Genomic DNA, 16,372 nt, shown 5'->3' with positions numbered 1-16,372 from the left:
CGAAGAGGCCGGCACATTCAACATCAATGTTGCCTGACCCACCGCCTTCGCGAGCAAGCCCGCTCCCACAGGGGATTAGCGTCGGTCTTACTGATTTGTAAAAACAATAATAGGTGCAGCCATGCCCGCTATCCGAATTGGCATCAACCCGATCTCCTGGAGCAACGACGACCTGCCGTCCCTCGGTGGCGAGACGCCGCTGAGCACCGCGTTGAGCGAAGGCAAAGAGATCGGCTACGAAGGTTTCGAACTCAACAGTAAATTTCCCAAGGATGCCAAAGGCGTCGGTGACGTGCTGCGGCCTTACGATCTGGCGCTGGTCTCCGGCTGGTACTCCAGCCGTCTGGCCCGCCGTTCGGTGGCCGAAGAAATCGACGCCATCGGCAGCCACGTCGAGCTGCTGGCCAAGAACGGGGCCAAGGTGCTGGTCTACGGCGAAGTTGCTGACTCGATTCAAGGCCAGCGCATTCCACTGGTCGAACGCCCGCGTTTCCATACCGAACAAGCCTGGCAGGAATACGCCGACAAACTCACTGAACTGGCGCGTTTCACCCTGTCCCAAGGCGTGCGTTTGGCGTATCACCACCACATGGGCGCTTACGTCGAATCCCCGGCCGACATCGACAAACTGATGGCGCTGACCGGCAGCGAAGTCGGCCTGCTGTTCGATTCGGGCCACTGCTACATGGGCGGCGGCGAACCGTTGCAGGTGCTGCGCAAACACATCGAACGAATCTGCCACGTGCATTTCAAGGACGTGCGCAAACCGGTGGTGCAACTGGCGCGCAACAACCTCTGGAGCTTTCCGGACTGCATCATCAACGGCACCTTCACCGTGCCCGGCGATGGCGACATCGATTTCGGCGCCTTGCTCGACGTGTTACTTGCCGCTGATTACCACGGTTGGCTGGTGGTCGAAGCTGAACAGGATCCGGCAGTAGCGCCAAGTTATGTCTACGCCAAAAAAGGCTTCGACACCCTGCGCGCACTGCTCGATGAGAGGACTAAGTGATGAGCCTGCTGGTCAAAAGCAATGCCCGTGGCCGGACCATGGTCGAGCTGGGCAAAGGTGAATTGGAATACGTCGGTTTCGCCGCGTACCGCTTGAGCCTCGGTGAAACCTTGCCGGTGTCTGCGGGCGATAAAGAACTGTGCCTGGTGCTGCTCAGCGGTCGCGTCAGCATCAAGGGCGAAGCGCCGGGGCAGGGCGCGTTCGATTGGGACAACCTCGGCGACCGCCAATCGGTGTTCGAAGACAAATCGCCGTTCGCCGCCTACTTGCCGCCGGGCAGTCAGGCGCAAGTGGTTGCGCTCAGCGATGTGCAAATCGCTGTGTGTGCTGCGCCGGGTTCGACGAGCAATGGCATCGGTCCGCGCCTGATCAAACCCGACACCATGAAGCGCAGCGTGCGCGGCAAGGGCGCCAATACTCGCTACGTCTGCGACATCCTGCCGGACACCGAGCCCGCGCATTCGCTGCTGGTGGTGGAAGTGCGCACGCCGTCCGGGCACTCGTCGAGCTACCCGCCGCACAAGCACGACACCGACGACCTGCCGCACCAGAGCTTTCTCGAAGAAACCTATTACCACCAGATCAACCCGCCCCAGGGTTTTGTGTTTCAGCGGGTCTACACCGACGACCGCAGCATCGATCAAGCCATGGCCGTGGAAAACAGCGACCTGGTCGTGGTGCCCAAGGGTTACCACCCGGTCAGCGTGCCGTACGGCTACGAGTCGTACTACCTGAACGTGATGGCTGGGCCGAAACGCGTCTGGCAGTTCCATAACGATCCGCAGCACAGTTGGCTATTGGATCTTTGAATTAGAAAGCCTGAATTCCAACACTTTCACGGAGAACAAGAACAATGAGCAACGCCCCGGTTTTAGGCCATTACATCGACGGTCAGGTGCAGGACAGCGGCAGTGAGCGGTTCAGCAACGTGTTCAACCCGGCCACCGGCGCGGTCCAGGCACAAGTCGGTCTGGCCAGCCAAAAGACCGTCGACCAAGCCGTCGCCTCGGCGTTAAAAGCATTCCCGGCCTGGTCCGAGCAATCGTCCCTGCGTCGCTCCCGGGTGATGTTCAAGTTCAAGGAACTGCTCGACCGTCATCACAACGAGCTGGCGGAAATCATCAGCCGCGAACACGGCAAGGTGCTGTCCGACGCCAAGGGTGAAGTCACTCGCGGCATCGAAATCGTCGAATACGCTTGTGGCGCGCCGAACCTGCTGAAAACCGATTTCAGCGACAACATCGGCGGTGGCATCGACAACTGGAACCTGCGTCAACCGCTGGGCGTTTGCGCCGGGGTCACACCGTTCAATTTCCCGGTGATGGTCCCGCTGTGGATGATCCCGCTGGCGCTGGTCACCGGTAACTGCTTCATCCTCAAGCCGTCCGAGCGTGATCCGTCCGCCAGTTTGCTGATGGCCCGTTTGCTCACTGAAGCCGGGTTGCCGGACGGTGTGTTCAACGTGGTTCAGGGCGACAAAGTGGCGGTGGATGCCTTGCTGCAACACCCGGACATTGAGGCGATTTCCTTTGTCGGTTCGACGCCGATTGCCGAGTACATCCACCAGCAAGCCACTTCTCGTGGCAAACGCGTGCAAGCGCTGGGCGGGGCGAAGAACCACATGATCGTCATGCCCGACGCCGATCTCGATCAAGCCGCCGACGCGCTGATTGGCGCGGCTTACGGCTCGGCTGGCGAACGTTGCATGGCGATCTCGATTGCCGTCGCAGTCGGTGATGTCGGCGACCAATTGATTGCCAAACTGCTGCCGCGCATCGATCAACTGAAGGTCGGCAACGGCATGCAGGGCGACAGCGATATGGGGCCGCTGGTCACCGCGGAGCACAAGGCCAAGGTTGAAGGTTTTATCGGCGAAGGCGTGGCCCAAGGCGCGCAGTTGATCGTCGATGGCCGCAACTTCAAGGTGCCGGGGGCCGAGAACGGTTTCTTCGTTGGCGCGACGCTGTTCGATAACGTCACGACCGAGATGAGCATCTACCAGCAAGAAATTTTCGGCCCGGTGCTGGGCATCGTCCGCGTCCCGGATTTTGCCAGCGCCGTCGCGTTGATCAACGCCCATGAGTTCGGCAACGGCGTGTCCTGCTTCACCAGTGACGGCGGCATTGCCCGCGCATTTGCCCGCACGATCAAGGTCGGCATGGTCGGCATCAACGTGCCGATTCCGGTGCCGATGGCCTGGCATTCGTTCGGTGGCTGGAAGCGCTCGCTGTTCGGCGATCACCACGCGTATGGCGAAGAAGGCATTCGTTTCTACAGTCGCTACAAAAGCGTGATGCAACGCTGGCCCGACAGCATCGCCAAAGGTCCTGAATTCAGCATGCCAACCGCCAAATAACTCACCCTTTTGGAGAACAACAATAATGAGCAAGCCCCTGCGTTTCGCCTTGAACCGTATGGTCGCCCCCCGTTTGTCCCTGCCCGCGTTCATCGAGTTGGCGGTGACCCTCAAGGCCGACGCCATCGAGATCCGCAACGACCTAAGCGGCGTCGAGATCGAAGACGGCACCGCGCCTGAGCGCGTGCGTGAGTTGTGCGCGGCCAAAGGCATCACCGTGCTGTCGATTAACGCGCTGTACCCGTTTGATGTGTGGAATGACGAGCGTCGGGCTCAGGCTGTGAAGCTTGCCGCTTATGCTCGTGATTGCGGCGCTCAAGGTTTGGTGATGTGCCCGTTGAATGATCGCGCCGACTCGCGCAATGAAGCCGAACGTGCTTCGGGTTTGCGCACGGCGTTGACTGAACTGGCGCCGATCCTGCGCGATCACGGCATTCTCGGTTTCATCGAACCGCTGGGGTTTGAAGAGTGTTCACTGCGGCGCAAACGCACGGCGGTGGACGCGATCAAGGTGATTGGCGGGCTGGATGTGTTCCGGTTGGTCCACGACACCTTCCACCATCACCTGGCCGGGGAGCAGGAGTTCTTCCCTGAGCTGACCGGGCTGGTGCACATCTCTGGCGTCGAGGATGCCGAAGCACCGCTGAACAGCATCCGCGACGGCCATCGCGTGCTGGTGGGCGAGGGCGACATCCTTGGCAATGCGGCGCAGATTGAGAAGTTGCTCGCCAGCGGTTACAGCGGCTATCTGTCGTTCGAACCGTTTGCCGACAGCGTGCATGGTCTGGCGGATATCGAACAGGCGATCGGCGCGAGCATGAACCACCTGCAAAAATCTCAAGGTTAATGAAGATCCCCTGTGGGAGCGGGCTTGCTCGCGAAAGCGGTAGGTCCGCCAACGAAGATGTTGAATGTGACGGCCTCTTCGCGAGCAAGCCCGCTCCCACAGTGATTGGATTTCAGAGCACATACCGGATTTAGCTTCAAAGGAAGGTGCAAGCATGACCACAACAAGACTGACCATGGCCCAGGCCCTGGTGAAATTCCTCGATAACCAGTACATCGAGGTCGATGGGGTTCAGAGCAAATTCGTCGCCGGGATCTTTACCATTTTCGGCCACGGCAACGTGCTCGGTCTGGGCCAGGCCCTGGAGCAGGACAGCGGCGACTTGATTGTCCATCAGGGTCGCAACGAGCAAGGCATGGCCCATGCGGCTATCGGTTTCGCCAAGCAAAATCTACGGCGCAAGATCTACGCCTGCTCTTCATCGGTCGGCCCCGGCGCGGCGAACATGTTGACCGCTGCCGCCACCGCCACTGCGAACCGCATTCCGTTGTTGCTGCTGCCTGGCGATGTCTACGCCTGTCGCCAGCCAGACCCGGTGCTGCAACAGATCGAACAGTTCCACGACCTGAGCATCAGCACCAACGATGCCTTCAAAGCTGTGAGCAAATACTGGGACCGCATCAACCGTCCCGAGCAATTGATGACCGCGGCGATCCACGCCATGCGCGTGCTCACTGACCCCGCGGAAACCGGCGCCGTGACCCTGGCCTTGCCGCAAGACGTGCAAGCCGAGGCCTACGATTACCCGGATTACTTCCTGCAAAAACGCGTGCACCGCATCGAGCGGCGTCCGGCCACCGAAGCCATGCTGGGTGATGCGCTGGCGCTGTTCAAAGGCAAGCGCAAGCCGCTGATTATTTGCGGTGGCGGCGTTCGTTATTCCGGGGCTAATGCCGCGTTGCAGGCGTTTGCCGAGCGCTTCGATATTCCTTTCGCTGAAACCCAGGCCGGCAAGAGCGCGGTGGTGTCGAGCCATCCGCTGAACGTCGGCGGCATCGGCGAAACCGGTTGTCTGGCGGCGAATCTGCTGGCCAAGGACGCTGATCTGATCATCGGAATCGGCACCCGTTACAGCGACTTCACCACCGCGTCGAAGTCGTTGTTCCAGCATCCGGACGTGCAATTCCTCAACCTCAATATCAGCCCGTGCGATGCCCTGAAACTCGACGGCGTGCAGTTGTTGGCCGACGCCAAAACCGGTTTACAGGCACTGGCGGTCGCATTGGGCGATTACCGTTCGAGTTGGGGCGATCAACCCCGTCAGGCCAAGGCGCAACTGGACGAAGAAGTCGACCGCATCTACCAAGTCGAATACCAGGCCAAGGATTTCATCCCGGAAATCAACGACCACATGGACCCGGCGGTCCTGCGGGAATTTATCGAACTGACCGGCTCCTGCCTGACCCAAAGCCGCGTGCTCGGCGTGCTCAACGAAACCCTGGCCGACGACGCGGTGATCGTCGCCGCTGCCGGCAGCCTGCCCGGTGACTTGCAGCGCAGCTGGCGCAGCAAGGGCGTGAACACCTACCACGTCGAGTACGGCTATTCCTGCATGGGTTACGAGGTCAACGCCGCACTCGGCGTAAAACTCGCCGAGCCGGAGCGCGAGGTCTATGCGCTGGTCGGTGACGGCTCTTACATGATGCTGCACTCGGAGCTGGCGACCTCGATTCAGGAGCGGCGCAAGATCAACGTGGTGCTGCTGGACAACATGACCTTCGGCTGCATCAACAACCTGCAAATGGAACACGGCATGGACAGCTTCGGCACTGAGTTCCGTTTCCGTAATCCGGAGACCGGCAAGCTCGATGGCGGCTTCGTCCCGGTGGATTTCGCCATGAGCGCAGCGGCTTATGGCTGCAAGACTTACAAGGTGAACACCGTTGAAGAGTTGCAAGCGGCGCTGGCGGATGCGCGGTTGCAGACGGTTTCGACCCTGATCGATATCAAGGTTCTGCCCAAGACGATGATTCACAAATACCTGTCGTGGTGGCGGGTCGGTGTGGCGCAAGTCTCCACCAGCGCCCGTACCGATACGGTGGCCAAGACCCTGAACGAACGACTGGCCAAGGCCCGTCAGTACTGATTGCCCTGAACGAACAACTACAACTCCAGGAGTCTCTACATGTCTTTAAAGATTGGCGTCATCGGCACCGGGGCCATCGGCCAGGACCATATCCGTCGTTGCAGCCAGACCTTGCTCAATAGCCAGGTCGTTGCCGTCACCGACATCAATTTGCAGCAAGCGGCGAAAGTCGTGTCCGACCTGAAACTGACCGCCGAGGTTTATCCCGACGGTCATGCGCTGATCAAGGCCCCGGAAGTCGAGGCAATCCTTGTTACCTCCTGGGGCCCGAGCCACGAAGAATTCGTATTGGCTGCGATTGCCGCCGGCAAACCGGTGTTCTGCGAGAAGCCCCTGGCCGTCACCGCTGAAGGCTGCCGCAAGATCGTCGAGGCCGAAGTGGCCCACGGCAAGCGTTTGGTTCAGGTCGGTTTCATGCGTCCGTACGATGAAGGTTATCGCGCCCTCAAAGCGGTGATCGACAGCGGCCAGATTGGCGAACCGCTGATGCTGCACTGCGCACACCGTAACCCGACCGTGGGCGAGAACTACAAGACCGACATGGCGATCACCGACACGCTGATCCATGAACTGGATGTGCTGCGCTGGTTGCTCGATGACGATTACGTCTCGGTGCAAGTAGTGTTCCCACGTAAGACCAGCAAAGCCCTCGCACATCTGAAAGACCCGCAAATCGTCCTGCTGGAAACCGCCAAGGGCACGCGCATCGACGTCGAAGTCTTCGTTAATTGCCAGTACGGCTACGACATCCAGTGCGAAGTGGTGGGGGAGACCGGCATCGCCAAATTGCCGGAGCCGCAACAGGTGCAGTTGCGCAGTGGCGCGAAGCTGTCGAACGCGATTCTGATGGACTGGAAGGATCGGTTTATCGCGGCCTACGACGTTGAGCTTCAAGCCTTCATTGATGGCGTGCGTGCAGGTCAAGTCGGTGGCCCATCGGCATGGGACGGCTTCGCAGCAGCAGTGGCGGCGGACGCGTGCATCGAAGCACAAAACAGCGGCCAGATCGTCAAAGTCGGCCTGCCAGAGCGCCCACACTTCTACGGTTAACAATGGTCCCCTGTGGGAGCGAGCTTGCTCGCGATAGCGGTGTGTCAGGCGACTTCAATGTTGAATGTACCGCCGTCATCGCGAGCAAGCTCGCTCCCACAGGGGGAGTGGTGAAGGAGAACAAGAACATGCGCATCGCACTAGACCCCTACATGTACCGCAATCTGTCCCTGGGCAAGATGGTCGACAAGGTCGCCGAGCTCGGCTACGAACACATCGAGCTGTCGCCTCGGGAAGATTTCCTGCCGTTCTACAAGGCCCCGCGCGTCGACAAGGCGCGGATCAAGGAATTTCGCAAAGCCCTGAGCGACACCGGGGTCAAACTCTCGTCTTTATTACCGATGTACCACTGGGCCGCTGCCGACGAAGGCCTGCGAGTCGCCGCCGTGCGCAACTGGAAGCGCGCTATCCAGATTGCCGTGGAGATGGACTGCGAACTGGTCAATACCGAATTCACCGGCCAGTCGGACAACCCGCTGGTGTGCGAAAACCAGTTCATGCGCTCCATGGATGAGCTGATGCCCGAGTTCGAACGCGAAGGCATCAAGCTCGACATCCAGGCGCATCCGTATGACTTCTGCGAGCGCAACAACGAGTCGGTGGACATCATTCGCGGGCTGGATTGCGAGTGGATCAACTACCTCTACGCCGCGCCGCACACGTTTTTCTATGACGACGGCGTCGGTGATATTGCTTCGATGCTCAAGTACGCCGGCTCGAAACTCAGCCACCTGATCATCGCTGACACCTACAACCACAAGGCCTCTTCGGGGTTGCGCTACATCGTCAACCCGCCGGGCGTCGTCGCCACCGTGCACCAGCACTTGGACATCGGCCAGGGTGAGGTCAATTGGGATGCGTTCTTCGGCACGTTGCGCGAGATCCAGTTCGACGGCATCGCCACGGTTTCGGTGTTCGCCTGGGAAGACCGGCCGGACGAGTCCAACCGGATGATGCTGGAACGGGTCAAAAGCGAACTCTGCCGCTAAGCCCACCACAAAACCCTTGTGGGAGCGGGCTTGCTCGCGAAGGCGGCGGACCAGTCAATATTGATGTCGACTGACACACCGCTTTCGCGAGCAAGCCCGCTCCCACAGGGGCCGCGTACACCCGGTGAGTGGTTAACAGAACAATAAGAAGGAATGCACACATGCGTATCGGACTTGTCGGTTACGGCCATGGCGGCCGGTTTTTCCATGCTCCGCTGCTCAGCAGCCTGCCGGGCGCGACCTTTGTTGGTGTGGTCACCCGTTCACCAGAGCGCCGACAATTGCTGGCCGCCGAACACCCCGGCGTGCCGGCCTTCGACAGCATCGGCCAACTGGTCGAAGCCGGGGTCGATGTGCTGGTGGTGTCCACACCGCTCAAGGGCCGGCCGGCGCTGGTACTCGACGGCATCGAGCACGGCGTGGCGGTGGTCAGCGACAAACCGTTCGCCGCTGATGCGCAACAGGCGCAAACCCTGATCACCATGGCCGAGCGTCAGGGTGTGCGGCTCAGCGTCTACCAGAACCGGCGCTGGGATTCGGACTTCCTCACCGTGCGCAAACTCATTGAGTCCGGCGCGCTGGGCCAGATCACGCGTTTCGAATCGCGGATCGAACGCTACTCGCCGCAAGCGGTGAACAATGGCAGCGGCGGCGGCTTTCTCCGCGACTTGGGCAGCCATCTGGTGGATCAGGCGCTGCTGCTGTTCGGTCCGGTGACGCGGGTGTACGCCGAACTGGAATACCTGGAAAAAGGCCAGGTCTTCGACAACGGCTTCTTTATGTCCCTGACCCACGCCAGCGGTGTGACCTCGCACCTGGGCGGCAGTTGTCTGCAAAACACCCCCGGACCGCGTTTCCGCGTGACTGGCACCCAAGGCTGCTACAGCGTCGATGGTCTGGACGGGCAAGAGGACTCGGTGCTGGCCGGGCTCTCGCCTAAATCCGAAGGCGACCGCTGGGGCGTGGAAGAACACCGACGCTGGGGCTGGTTTGAACAGGGCGAGGTGCGCGAGCGGGTTCCGTCTGAGCGTGGCTGCTGGAATCAGTTCTATTTACAGCTACAAGCCGCGTTGCAGAGCGGTGGCCCACTGCCCGTCGAGGCCCGTGATGCACTGGCGACCACTCGCGTACTGGACGCTGCGCGAATGAGTGCTGAGCGCCATCAAGTGGTGGATTTGGGGCAGTTCGACCACCGTGGAATAAAAACAGAATAAAATTCTAAAATTAGTTGATATAGAAATTATTTTCCAATAAAGTCATTTCCAGGTTGCCGACTATCAACGTTCAATCTCGCTCAAGCCAAGCTCGAACGAGTGCAGGACGAACCAAAAACAAGAAACAAAAGCCAGGTACCGTCGATGAAAACCTTTAACGCTGCTTTGCATGTTTTACGTTCCGCTACACATCTCTTACGCGACCTGCCTCGCGCCTCGTTCCTTTTCTTTACCCGCTTGTCCATTCCCCGCTTGCTCTGCGTTGAACGCAAGGGTGCCCTGGTCTGCTGCATTCCCGGTGCGCCGATTGTCCGCTTGCCCAGTCACTGAAATCGTCACGCCTTATCCATAAAACCAACAAGAATGTGGAGAAAGACTTTTCATGAAGACCCAGATCCGTTTCACCGCACTTGCCTTGTCCCTGATGTTCGTCAGCGGCGCTGCATTGGCCGATATGAGGATTGGCGTAAGCATGTCCCAGTTCGATGACACCTGGCTGACCTACCTGCGCGAATCCATGGACAAGAAAGCCAAGGCCTATCCCGATGGCGTGCAGCTGCAGTTCGAAGATGCCCGCAGCGACGTGGTCAAGCAATTGAGCCAGGTAGAGAGCTTCATCAGCCAGAAAGTCGATGCCATCGTGGTCAATCCGGTTGACACCGCCGCCACCAAAAAAATCACCGAAGCCGCCGTCAAGGCTGGCATTCCGCTGGTCTACGTCAACCGCCGCCCGGATGACCTGAAGTTGCCTAAAGGTGTGGTCACGGTGGCCTCCAACGACCTGGAGGCCGGTGAAATGCAGATGCAATACCTGGCCGACAAAATGGGCGGCAAGGGCGACATCGTGATTCTGCTCGGCGACCTGGCCAACAACTCCACTACCAACCGCACCAAAGGCGTAAAAGAGGTGTTGGCCAAGTACCCGAACATCAAGATCGAGCAAGAGCAGACCGGCACCTGGTCGCGGGATAAAGGCATGACCCTGGTCAACGACTGGCTGACCCAGGGTCGCAAGTTTGACGCGGTAGTGGCCAACAACGACGAAATGGCCATCGGCGCTGCGATGGCCCTGCAACAGGCCGGCGTCGAGAAGGGCAGTGTGCTGATTGCCGGTGTCGACGGTACGCCGGACGGCTTGAACGCGATCAAGAAAGGCAACATGGCGGTGTCGGTGTTCCAGGACGCAAAAGGTCAAGCGGACGGCTCCATCGACACGGCCGTGAAAATGGCCAAGAACGAGCCGGTTGAACAGGCCGTGTGGGTGCCATATCGCCTGATCACCCCGCAAAACGTCGATACCTTTAAATAGTCCGTCCGTTCAATAACAACAATAAGTACGCAAGGTCGCCACCGCGATCTTGCTGATGGAGTACCTGATCATGTTCGCTTCAGCGACTGCTTCGAGCACCCCGTTGGTGGGTATCCAGCCAACCGCAACACCTGTCGATGAGCCGTACCTGCTGGAGATCATCAACGTCAGCAAGGGTTTTCCCGGTGTGGTGGCCTTGTCCGATGTGCAGCTTCGGGTGCGTCCCGGTTCCGTGCTGGCCCTGATGGGCGAGAACGGCGCAGGCAAATCGACCCTGATGAAAATCATCGCTGGCATCTACCAGCCGGACGCTGGCGAACTGCGCCTGCGGGGCAAAAAGGTCGTTTTCGAGACGCCTTTGGCGGCGCTCCAGTCCGGGATCGCGATGATCCACCAGGAACTCAACCTGATGCCGCACATGAGCATCGCCGAGAACATCTGGATCGGGCGTGAGCAGCTCAACGGTTTTCACATGGTCGATCACCGCGAGATGCATCGCTGCACCGCGAAACTGCTGGAACGCCTGCGGATCAACCTTGATCCGGAAGAACAGGTCGGCAACCTGAGCATCGCCGAGCGGCAGATGGTCGAGATTGCCAAGGCTGTGTCCTACGACTCCGACATTCTGATCATGGACGAACCGACCTCGGCCATCACCGACAAGGAAGTCGCCCATCTGTTCTCGATCATTGCCGACCTCAAGAGCCAGGGCAAAGGCATCATCTACATCACCCACAAAATGAACGAAGTGTTCGCCATCGCCGATGAAGTAGCGGTGTTCCGTGACGGCGCCTACATCGGCCTGCAACGGGCCGACAGCATGGACGGCGACAGCCTGATTTCGATGATGGTCGGTCGCGAACTGAGCCAATTGTTCCCGGTGCGTGAGAAGCCGATTGGCGATCTGCTGCTTTCGGTGCGCGACCTCAAGCTCGACGGCATTTTCAAAGGTGTGTCCTTTGATCTGCACGCCGGGGAGATTCTGGGGATCGCCGGATTGATGGGTTCGGGGCGGACCAACGTCGCCGAAGCAATTTTCGGCATCACCCCCAGCGACGGCGGCGAGATTCGCCTCGACGGCAAGGTAGTGCGTATCAGCGATCCGCACATGGCCATCGAGAAAGGCTTCGCGCTGTTGACCGAGGATCGCAAGCTCAGTGGCCTGTTTCCGTGCCTGTCGGTGCTGGAAAACATGGAGATGGCCGTACTGCCGCATTACGCCGGTCACGGTTTCATTCAGCAGAAAGCCCTGCGGGTGTTGTGCGAAGACATGTGCAAAAAGCTGCGGGTCAAAACCCCGTCGCTGGAGCAGTGCATCGACACTTTGTCCGGCGGCAACCAGCAGAAAGCCTTGTTGGCGCGCTGGCTGATGACCAATCCACGCATCCTGATTCTCGACGAGCCGACCCGTGGCATCGATGTCGGCGCGAAGGCCGAGATCTACCGGCTTATTTCCTACCTCGCCAGCGAAGGCATGGCGGTGATCATGATTTCCTCGGAGCTGCCGGAAGTGCTTGGCATGAGCGACCGGGTGATGGTCATGCACGAGGGCGACCTGATGGGCACCCTCGACCGCAGCGAAGCGACCCAGGAACGGGTGATGCAACTGGCCTCGGGCATGTCCGTGGTTCACTAATTCAAGGGTAAACACAATTTCTGTGGTGAGGGAGCTTGCTTGTGGCGAGGGAGCTTGCTCCCGCTGGGCTGCGAAGCGGCCCCAATGGCATGGGACTGCTGCGCAGTCCAACGGGAGCAAGCTCCCTCGCCACAATTAAGCGCCCTGGCCACAAGCAATCTCAGGCCACAGGGTATGTAGTCGATACCGGATTTTTTAGAAGGGTGAGTGGTTATGAACGCGATACTGGAAAACAAGCCAGCAACGGCACCGACCAAGAGTCGTCGGCGCTTTCCGACCGAACTGAGTATCTTCCTGGTGCTGATCGGCATCGGCCTGGTCTTCGAAGTGTTTGGCTGGATCGTGCGCGACCAGAGCTTCCTGATGAACTCCCAGCGCCTGGTGCTGATGATCCTGCAAGTGTCGATCATCGGCCTGCTGGCCATCGGCGTAACCCAGGTGATCATCACCACCGGTATCGACCTGTCGTCCGGTTCGGTGCTGGCGCTGTCGGCGATGATTGCCGCCAGCCTGGCCCAGACCTCGGACTTCGCCCGGGCGGTGTTTCCGTCGCTGACCGACTTGCCGGTGTGGATACCGGTGATTGCCGGGCTCGGGGTCGGATTGCTGGCGGGGGCGATCAACGGCAGCATCATTGCCGTTACCGGGATTCCACCGTTCATTGCCACCCTCGGCATGATGGTCTCGGCACGTGGCTTGGCGCGGTATTACACCGAAGGCCAACCGGTGAGCATGCTCTCCGATTCCTACACTGCCATTGGCCACGGCGCGATGCCGGTGATCATCTTCCTGGTAGTGGCGGTGATCTTCCATATCGCCCTGCGTTACACCAAGTACGGCAAGTACACCTACGCCATCGGCGGCAACATGCAGGCGGCGCGGACCTCCGGGATCAACGTCAAGCGGCATCTGGTGATCGTCTACAGCATCGCCGGGTTGCTCGCTGGCCTGGCCGGTGTGGTGGCTTCAGCCCGAGCCGCGACGGGGCAGGCCGGGATGGGCATGTCCTATGAACTGGATGCGATTGCCGCTGCGGTGATCGGTGGTACGAGCCTGGCCGGCGGCGTAGGGCGCATTACCGGGACCGTGATTGGCGCGCTGATCCTCGGGGTAATGGCCAGTGGCTTTACCTTTGTCGGGGTCGATGCGTATATTCAGGACATCATCAAAGGATTGATTATTGTGGTGGCGGTGGTCATCGACCAGTACCGCAACAAGCGCAAACTCAAGCGCTAAAACCGCTATAAACAGCAAAATGCGCCACGCCTGACCCGCGTGGCGCAGCCGTTTGTCTTCTATATACAGCCGCTGGACTGAATTTCTTGCTATAAACGCACTCCGATGACCGCCACAACGGCTGCCATAGAGCACTTTCCGGGTGTTGTCGGACAAATTCGCTGTCTTTTCAGTTGCTGAGGCCTCAAGTCGGCCTTAGACTGCCGCCCCTCGTAAATTGAGTGCCGGGTGGCGCTTGGAATAAACGGCGCCTTTCCGACGGCCTTCGAGGTTCGTCGGAACGCTCCCTAATTCGCCTTAATGCACGTTTTTTTATAGAGATATCAATGACAAAGGACAAGTTGCTGGCCATGCCGGCGGATGACTACATGAATGCCGAGCAACATGCTTTTTTCTTCGAGCTGTTGCAGAACATGAAAGTCGAAACCCACGAGCGCATCGAGCAGAACCGCATCGCCATCGAAAGCCTGGACACCCCGGCTGACCCGGCCGACGCTGCTTCTGTTGAAGAAGAGCGTACCTGGCTGGTCAACGCGATCGATCGCGACCAGCGCATGCTGCCTCAGTTGGAACAGGCTCTGGAACGCATCAAAGAAGACAGCTTTGGCTGGTGCGATGACAGCGGCGAGGCCATTGGCCTGAAACGCCTGCTGATCAGCCCGACCACCAAGTACTGCATCGAAGCTCAAGAGCGTCACGAACAGATCGACAAGCACCAGCGTCAGGCCTGATTCAGTAGCGCCGCAATCGCGGGCAAGCCTTGCTCCTACACACATCTTGTAGGAGCGAGGCTTGCCCGCGAAGCTTTTCGCCGTCCGCAAAACCCGAATACTTCTATTGACCTGCTGCAACATCCGCTACTAACGGACCATAGATAATGGCCCACTAGTGGCGTTTAATGCAGTCACAACAAATAGAAGACGCATGGGGTGACGAAGATGACGAGAGACGGATCTCTGGTTGGGGCAGTACCTGCTCCCGTGCCAGCGCTAAAAAACCTTTGGCTGACGCCCACCTTGCAAAGCATCGCCCTGGTGCTGTTGCTCTGTGGCATCTCCTTGGGCGGTGCATCGCTCTACATCGGCCTGCCCGTGGCCGTGCTGGTCATCTGGCTGCCGCGCCTGCGCGCGCGCGCGATCCCCGATTCAACCCCTGCCGATGGCTCAAGCGCCATCGCCGAGCTGACCCGCGATCTTTCCTACACCACCAGTCATAACGCGTTGTCCGCCGCTGGCGTGGCCTATTCAGTCAAGCAGTTGGCCGAGAAGGTGCAATCGCAACTCGATGCAGCCAAGCGGATCGTCAGCAACGCCGAAGTGATGATTTCCACCGAACAGGCGACGTCGACACTCAGTCGAGAAGCCTTGAGCGCGGCCAGCGAGGCCCATCAGAGCAGTGCGGCGGGGCGAACCGAACTGATCGAGTCGATCTCGCGTATGCACCAGCTCAGCCAGCGGGCCAGCGCCAGCCGTGAACTGATCGAAGCCCTGAGCCTGCGCAGTGACGACATCCAGCGGGTCACCCTGGTGATTCAGTCCATCGCCAGCCAGACCAATCTGCTGGCGCTGAACGCCGCCATCGAAGCCGCGCGCGCCGGGGAGCACGGTCGCGGGTTTGCCGTGGTGGCGGATGAAGTTCGTGGTCTGGCCGCGCGCACGGCGATGGCGACCGGCGAAGTCGGAGAAATGGTTGCCGACATCCAGCAACGCACCGCGCAAGTGGTGGAGCAGATCCGCCAGCTCTCCAGTGATCTGGACGTCGGGGTCAAACAGGTAGAGCACACCGGCCAACATCTGGAAAATATCGCGCGCCTGGCTGCTGGTGTCGAACACCAGGTCGGCGAAATTGCCCGCGGTGCCGACACCAACCGCGAACAACTGGACAGCCTGTTTCACGCCATCGAACAGATGCGCAGCGACCTGGCGATCAGTGATCAGCAGACTCAACGCCTAGCCCAGGCCGCCGTGCAAATGGAAGGTCAGGCCGAAACCATCAGCGAGCGCTTGGCAGAGGTCGGGCTCGATGACTATCACCAACGGATTTACGACCTCGCCCGCGAAGGCGCGCGCCAGATCGCCGCGCGTTTTGAAGCGGATATCGATCAGGGGCGTGTCAGCCTCGATGACCTGTTCGATCGCAATTACCAGGCCATTCCCAACACCAGCCCGGCCAAGTTCCAGACCCGCTTCGATCGCTACACCGATCAGGTCTTGCCGGCGATTCAGGAACCGCTGCTGCCGCGCCATGAAGGTTTGGTGTTTGCCATCGCCTGCACTCAGCAAGGCTACGTGCCGACTCACAACACGGTATTCAGCCAGCCGCTGACCGGTGATGCGCTGGTCGATACCCTGCAAAACCGTACCAAGCGCAAGTTCGCCGACCGCACCGGCATCCGCTGTGGCAGTCATCAGCAACCGGTGCTGTTGCAGACCTATACCCGCGACACCGGCGAATTGATGCACGATTTATCCGTGCCGATCATGCTCAAGGGCCGGCATTGGGGTGGATTGCGACTGGGCTATAAGCCGGAAAAGCCGCGCTAGACACCTGATTGTTACCGGTTGTGCAACGAACCTGTGCACGGCGCTTGCTGTTTCCTCACGAAAGAACTCATTACTCTGCCTATATAGTTAGGTG

14 protein-coding genes are annotated in these 16,372 nt (G+C 59.6%); all 14 read left to right on the top strand.

Going from position 1 to position 16,372, the window contains the following annotated elements; translation table 11 throughout:
- The first annotated feature begins 121 nt into the window (after positions 1–121).
- The 14 genes from iolE (at position 122) to AC1MEW_RS23850 (ending at position 16,278) form a co-directional block, all read left to right on the top strand.
- Positions 122–1,012: a myo-inosose-2 dehydratase gene (gene iolE, locus AC1MEW_RS23915; RefSeq protein ID WP_480423799.1), complete on the top strand. Its 891-nt coding sequence runs from the start codon at positions 122–124 to the stop codon at positions 1,010–1,012.
- Entirely contained in the window at positions 1,012–1,821 is an 810-nt protein-coding gene (gene iolB, locus AC1MEW_RS23910) for a 5-deoxy-glucuronate isomerase (protein WP_201257527.1), read from the top strand. Before iolE ends, iolB begins: the two co-directional genes overlap by 1 nt.
- A 44-nt stretch (positions 1,822–1,865) precedes the next feature.
- Positions 1,866–3,368 (top strand): CoA-acylating methylmalonate-semialdehyde dehydrogenase, encoded by a 1,503-nt coding sequence (locus AC1MEW_RS23905; protein ID WP_323570602.1) that lies wholly within the window; start codon positions 1,866–1,868, stop codon positions 3,366–3,368.
- A gap of 25 nt (positions 3,369–3,393) precedes the next feature.
- Positions 3,394–4,215 (top strand): TIM barrel protein, encoded by an 822-nt coding sequence (locus AC1MEW_RS23900; protein WP_480423798.1) that lies wholly within the window; start codon positions 3,394–3,396, stop codon positions 4,213–4,215.
- Positions 4,216–4,369: 154 nt separating this feature from the next.
- Positions 4,370–6,301 (top strand): 3D-(3,5/4)-trihydroxycyclohexane-1,2-dione acylhydrolase (decyclizing), encoded by a 1,932-nt coding sequence (iolD, locus tag AC1MEW_RS23895; RefSeq protein ID WP_480423797.1) that lies wholly within the window; start codon positions 4,370–4,372, stop codon positions 6,299–6,301.
- A 39-nt stretch (positions 6,302–6,340) separates the two neighbouring features.
- Positions 6,341–7,351 (top strand): bifunctional inositol 2-dehydrogenase/D-chiro-inositol 1-dehydrogenase, encoded by a 1,011-nt coding sequence (gene iolG / locus AC1MEW_RS23890; protein WP_480423796.1) that lies wholly within the window; start codon positions 6,341–6,343, stop codon positions 7,349–7,351.
- A gap of 128 nt (positions 7,352–7,479) precedes the next feature.
- Positions 7,480–8,340, top strand: a complete 861-nt coding sequence (locus tag AC1MEW_RS23885) for a sugar phosphate isomerase/epimerase family protein (RefSeq protein WP_201257522.1) — start codon at positions 7,480–7,482, stop codon at positions 8,338–8,340.
- A 161-nt stretch (positions 8,341–8,501) separates the two neighbouring features.
- Positions 8,502–9,554 carry a Gfo/Idh/MocA family protein gene (locus tag AC1MEW_RS23880; RefSeq protein ID WP_322268220.1) on the top strand — a complete coding sequence of 351 codons (1,053 nt, stop codon included), beginning with the start codon at positions 8,502–8,504 and terminating at the stop codon, positions 9,552–9,554.
- Positions 9,555–9,698: 144 nt separating this feature from the next.
- Entirely contained in the window at positions 9,699–9,884 is a 186-nt protein-coding gene (locus tag AC1MEW_RS23875; RefSeq protein ID WP_480423795.1) for a hypothetical protein, read from the top strand.
- A 52-nt stretch (positions 9,885–9,936) separates the two neighbouring features.
- Positions 9,937–10,863, top strand: a complete 927-nt coding sequence (locus AC1MEW_RS23870) for a sugar ABC transporter substrate-binding protein (RefSeq protein ID WP_201257520.1) — start codon at positions 9,937–9,939, stop codon at positions 10,861–10,863.
- 70 nt (positions 10,864–10,933) lie between these two features.
- On the top strand, positions 10,934–12,499 hold the full coding sequence (locus AC1MEW_RS23865; RefSeq protein ID WP_201257519.1) for a sugar ABC transporter ATP-binding protein: 1,566 nt from the start codon (positions 10,934–10,936) through the stop codon (positions 12,497–12,499).
- 213 nt (positions 12,500–12,712) lie between these two features.
- Positions 12,713–13,735, top strand: a complete 1,023-nt coding sequence (locus tag AC1MEW_RS23860; RefSeq protein ID WP_054052830.1) for an ABC transporter permease — start codon at positions 12,713–12,715, stop codon at positions 13,733–13,735.
- 326 nt (positions 13,736–14,061) lie between these two features.
- Positions 14,062–14,466 carry a TraR/DksA family transcriptional regulator gene (locus AC1MEW_RS23855; RefSeq protein ID WP_074875645.1) on the top strand — a complete coding sequence of 135 codons (405 nt, stop codon included), beginning with the start codon at positions 14,062–14,064 and terminating at the stop codon, positions 14,464–14,466.
- A 207-nt stretch (positions 14,467–14,673) separates the two neighbouring features.
- Positions 14,674–16,278, top strand: coding sequence for a methyl-accepting chemotaxis protein (locus AC1MEW_RS23850; protein ID WP_322268222.1), 1,605 nt, complete (start codon positions 14,674–14,676; stop codon positions 16,276–16,278).
- The last annotated feature ends 94 nt before the right edge of the window (positions 16,279–16,372 follow it).

Source organism: Pseudomonas sp. ASL4 (assembly GCF_056680395.1).
Note: the sequence above shows the minus strand (reverse complement) of the source record. Positions and strands in the feature narration are given on the sequence as shown.

Coding starts and splice junctions, on each gene's coding strand:
- iolE (WP_480423799.1), top strand. CDS start 122: ATGCCCGCTATCCGAATTGGCATCAACCCGATCTCCTGGAGCAACGAC.
- iolB (WP_201257527.1), top strand. CDS start 1,012: ATGAGCCTGCTGGTCAAAAGCAATGCCCGTGGCCGGACCATGGTCGAG.
- AC1MEW_RS23905 (WP_323570602.1), top strand. CDS start 1,866: ATGAGCAACGCCCCGGTTTTAGGCCATTACATCGACGGTCAGGTGCAG.
- AC1MEW_RS23900 (WP_480423798.1), top strand. CDS start 3,394: ATGAGCAAGCCCCTGCGTTTCGCCTTGAACCGTATGGTCGCCCCCCGT.
- iolD (WP_480423797.1), top strand. CDS start 4,370: ATGACCACAACAAGACTGACCATGGCCCAGGCCCTGGTGAAATTCCTC.
- iolG (WP_480423796.1), top strand. CDS start 6,341: ATGTCTTTAAAGATTGGCGTCATCGGCACCGGGGCCATCGGCCAGGAC.
- AC1MEW_RS23885 (WP_201257522.1), top strand. CDS start 7,480: ATGCGCATCGCACTAGACCCCTACATGTACCGCAATCTGTCCCTGGGC.
- AC1MEW_RS23880 (WP_322268220.1), top strand. CDS start 8,502: ATGCGTATCGGACTTGTCGGTTACGGCCATGGCGGCCGGTTTTTCCAT.
- AC1MEW_RS23875 (WP_480423795.1), top strand. CDS start 9,699: ATGAAAACCTTTAACGCTGCTTTGCATGTTTTACGTTCCGCTACACAT.
- AC1MEW_RS23870 (WP_201257520.1), top strand. CDS start 9,937: ATGAAGACCCAGATCCGTTTCACCGCACTTGCCTTGTCCCTGATGTTC.
- AC1MEW_RS23865 (WP_201257519.1), top strand. CDS start 10,934: ATGTTCGCTTCAGCGACTGCTTCGAGCACCCCGTTGGTGGGTATCCAG.
- AC1MEW_RS23860 (WP_054052830.1), top strand. CDS start 12,713: ATGAACGCGATACTGGAAAACAAGCCAGCAACGGCACCGACCAAGAGT.
- AC1MEW_RS23855 (WP_074875645.1), top strand. CDS start 14,062: ATGACAAAGGACAAGTTGCTGGCCATGCCGGCGGATGACTACATGAAT.
- AC1MEW_RS23850 (WP_322268222.1), top strand. CDS start 14,674: ATGACGAGAGACGGATCTCTGGTTGGGGCAGTACCTGCTCCCGTGCCA.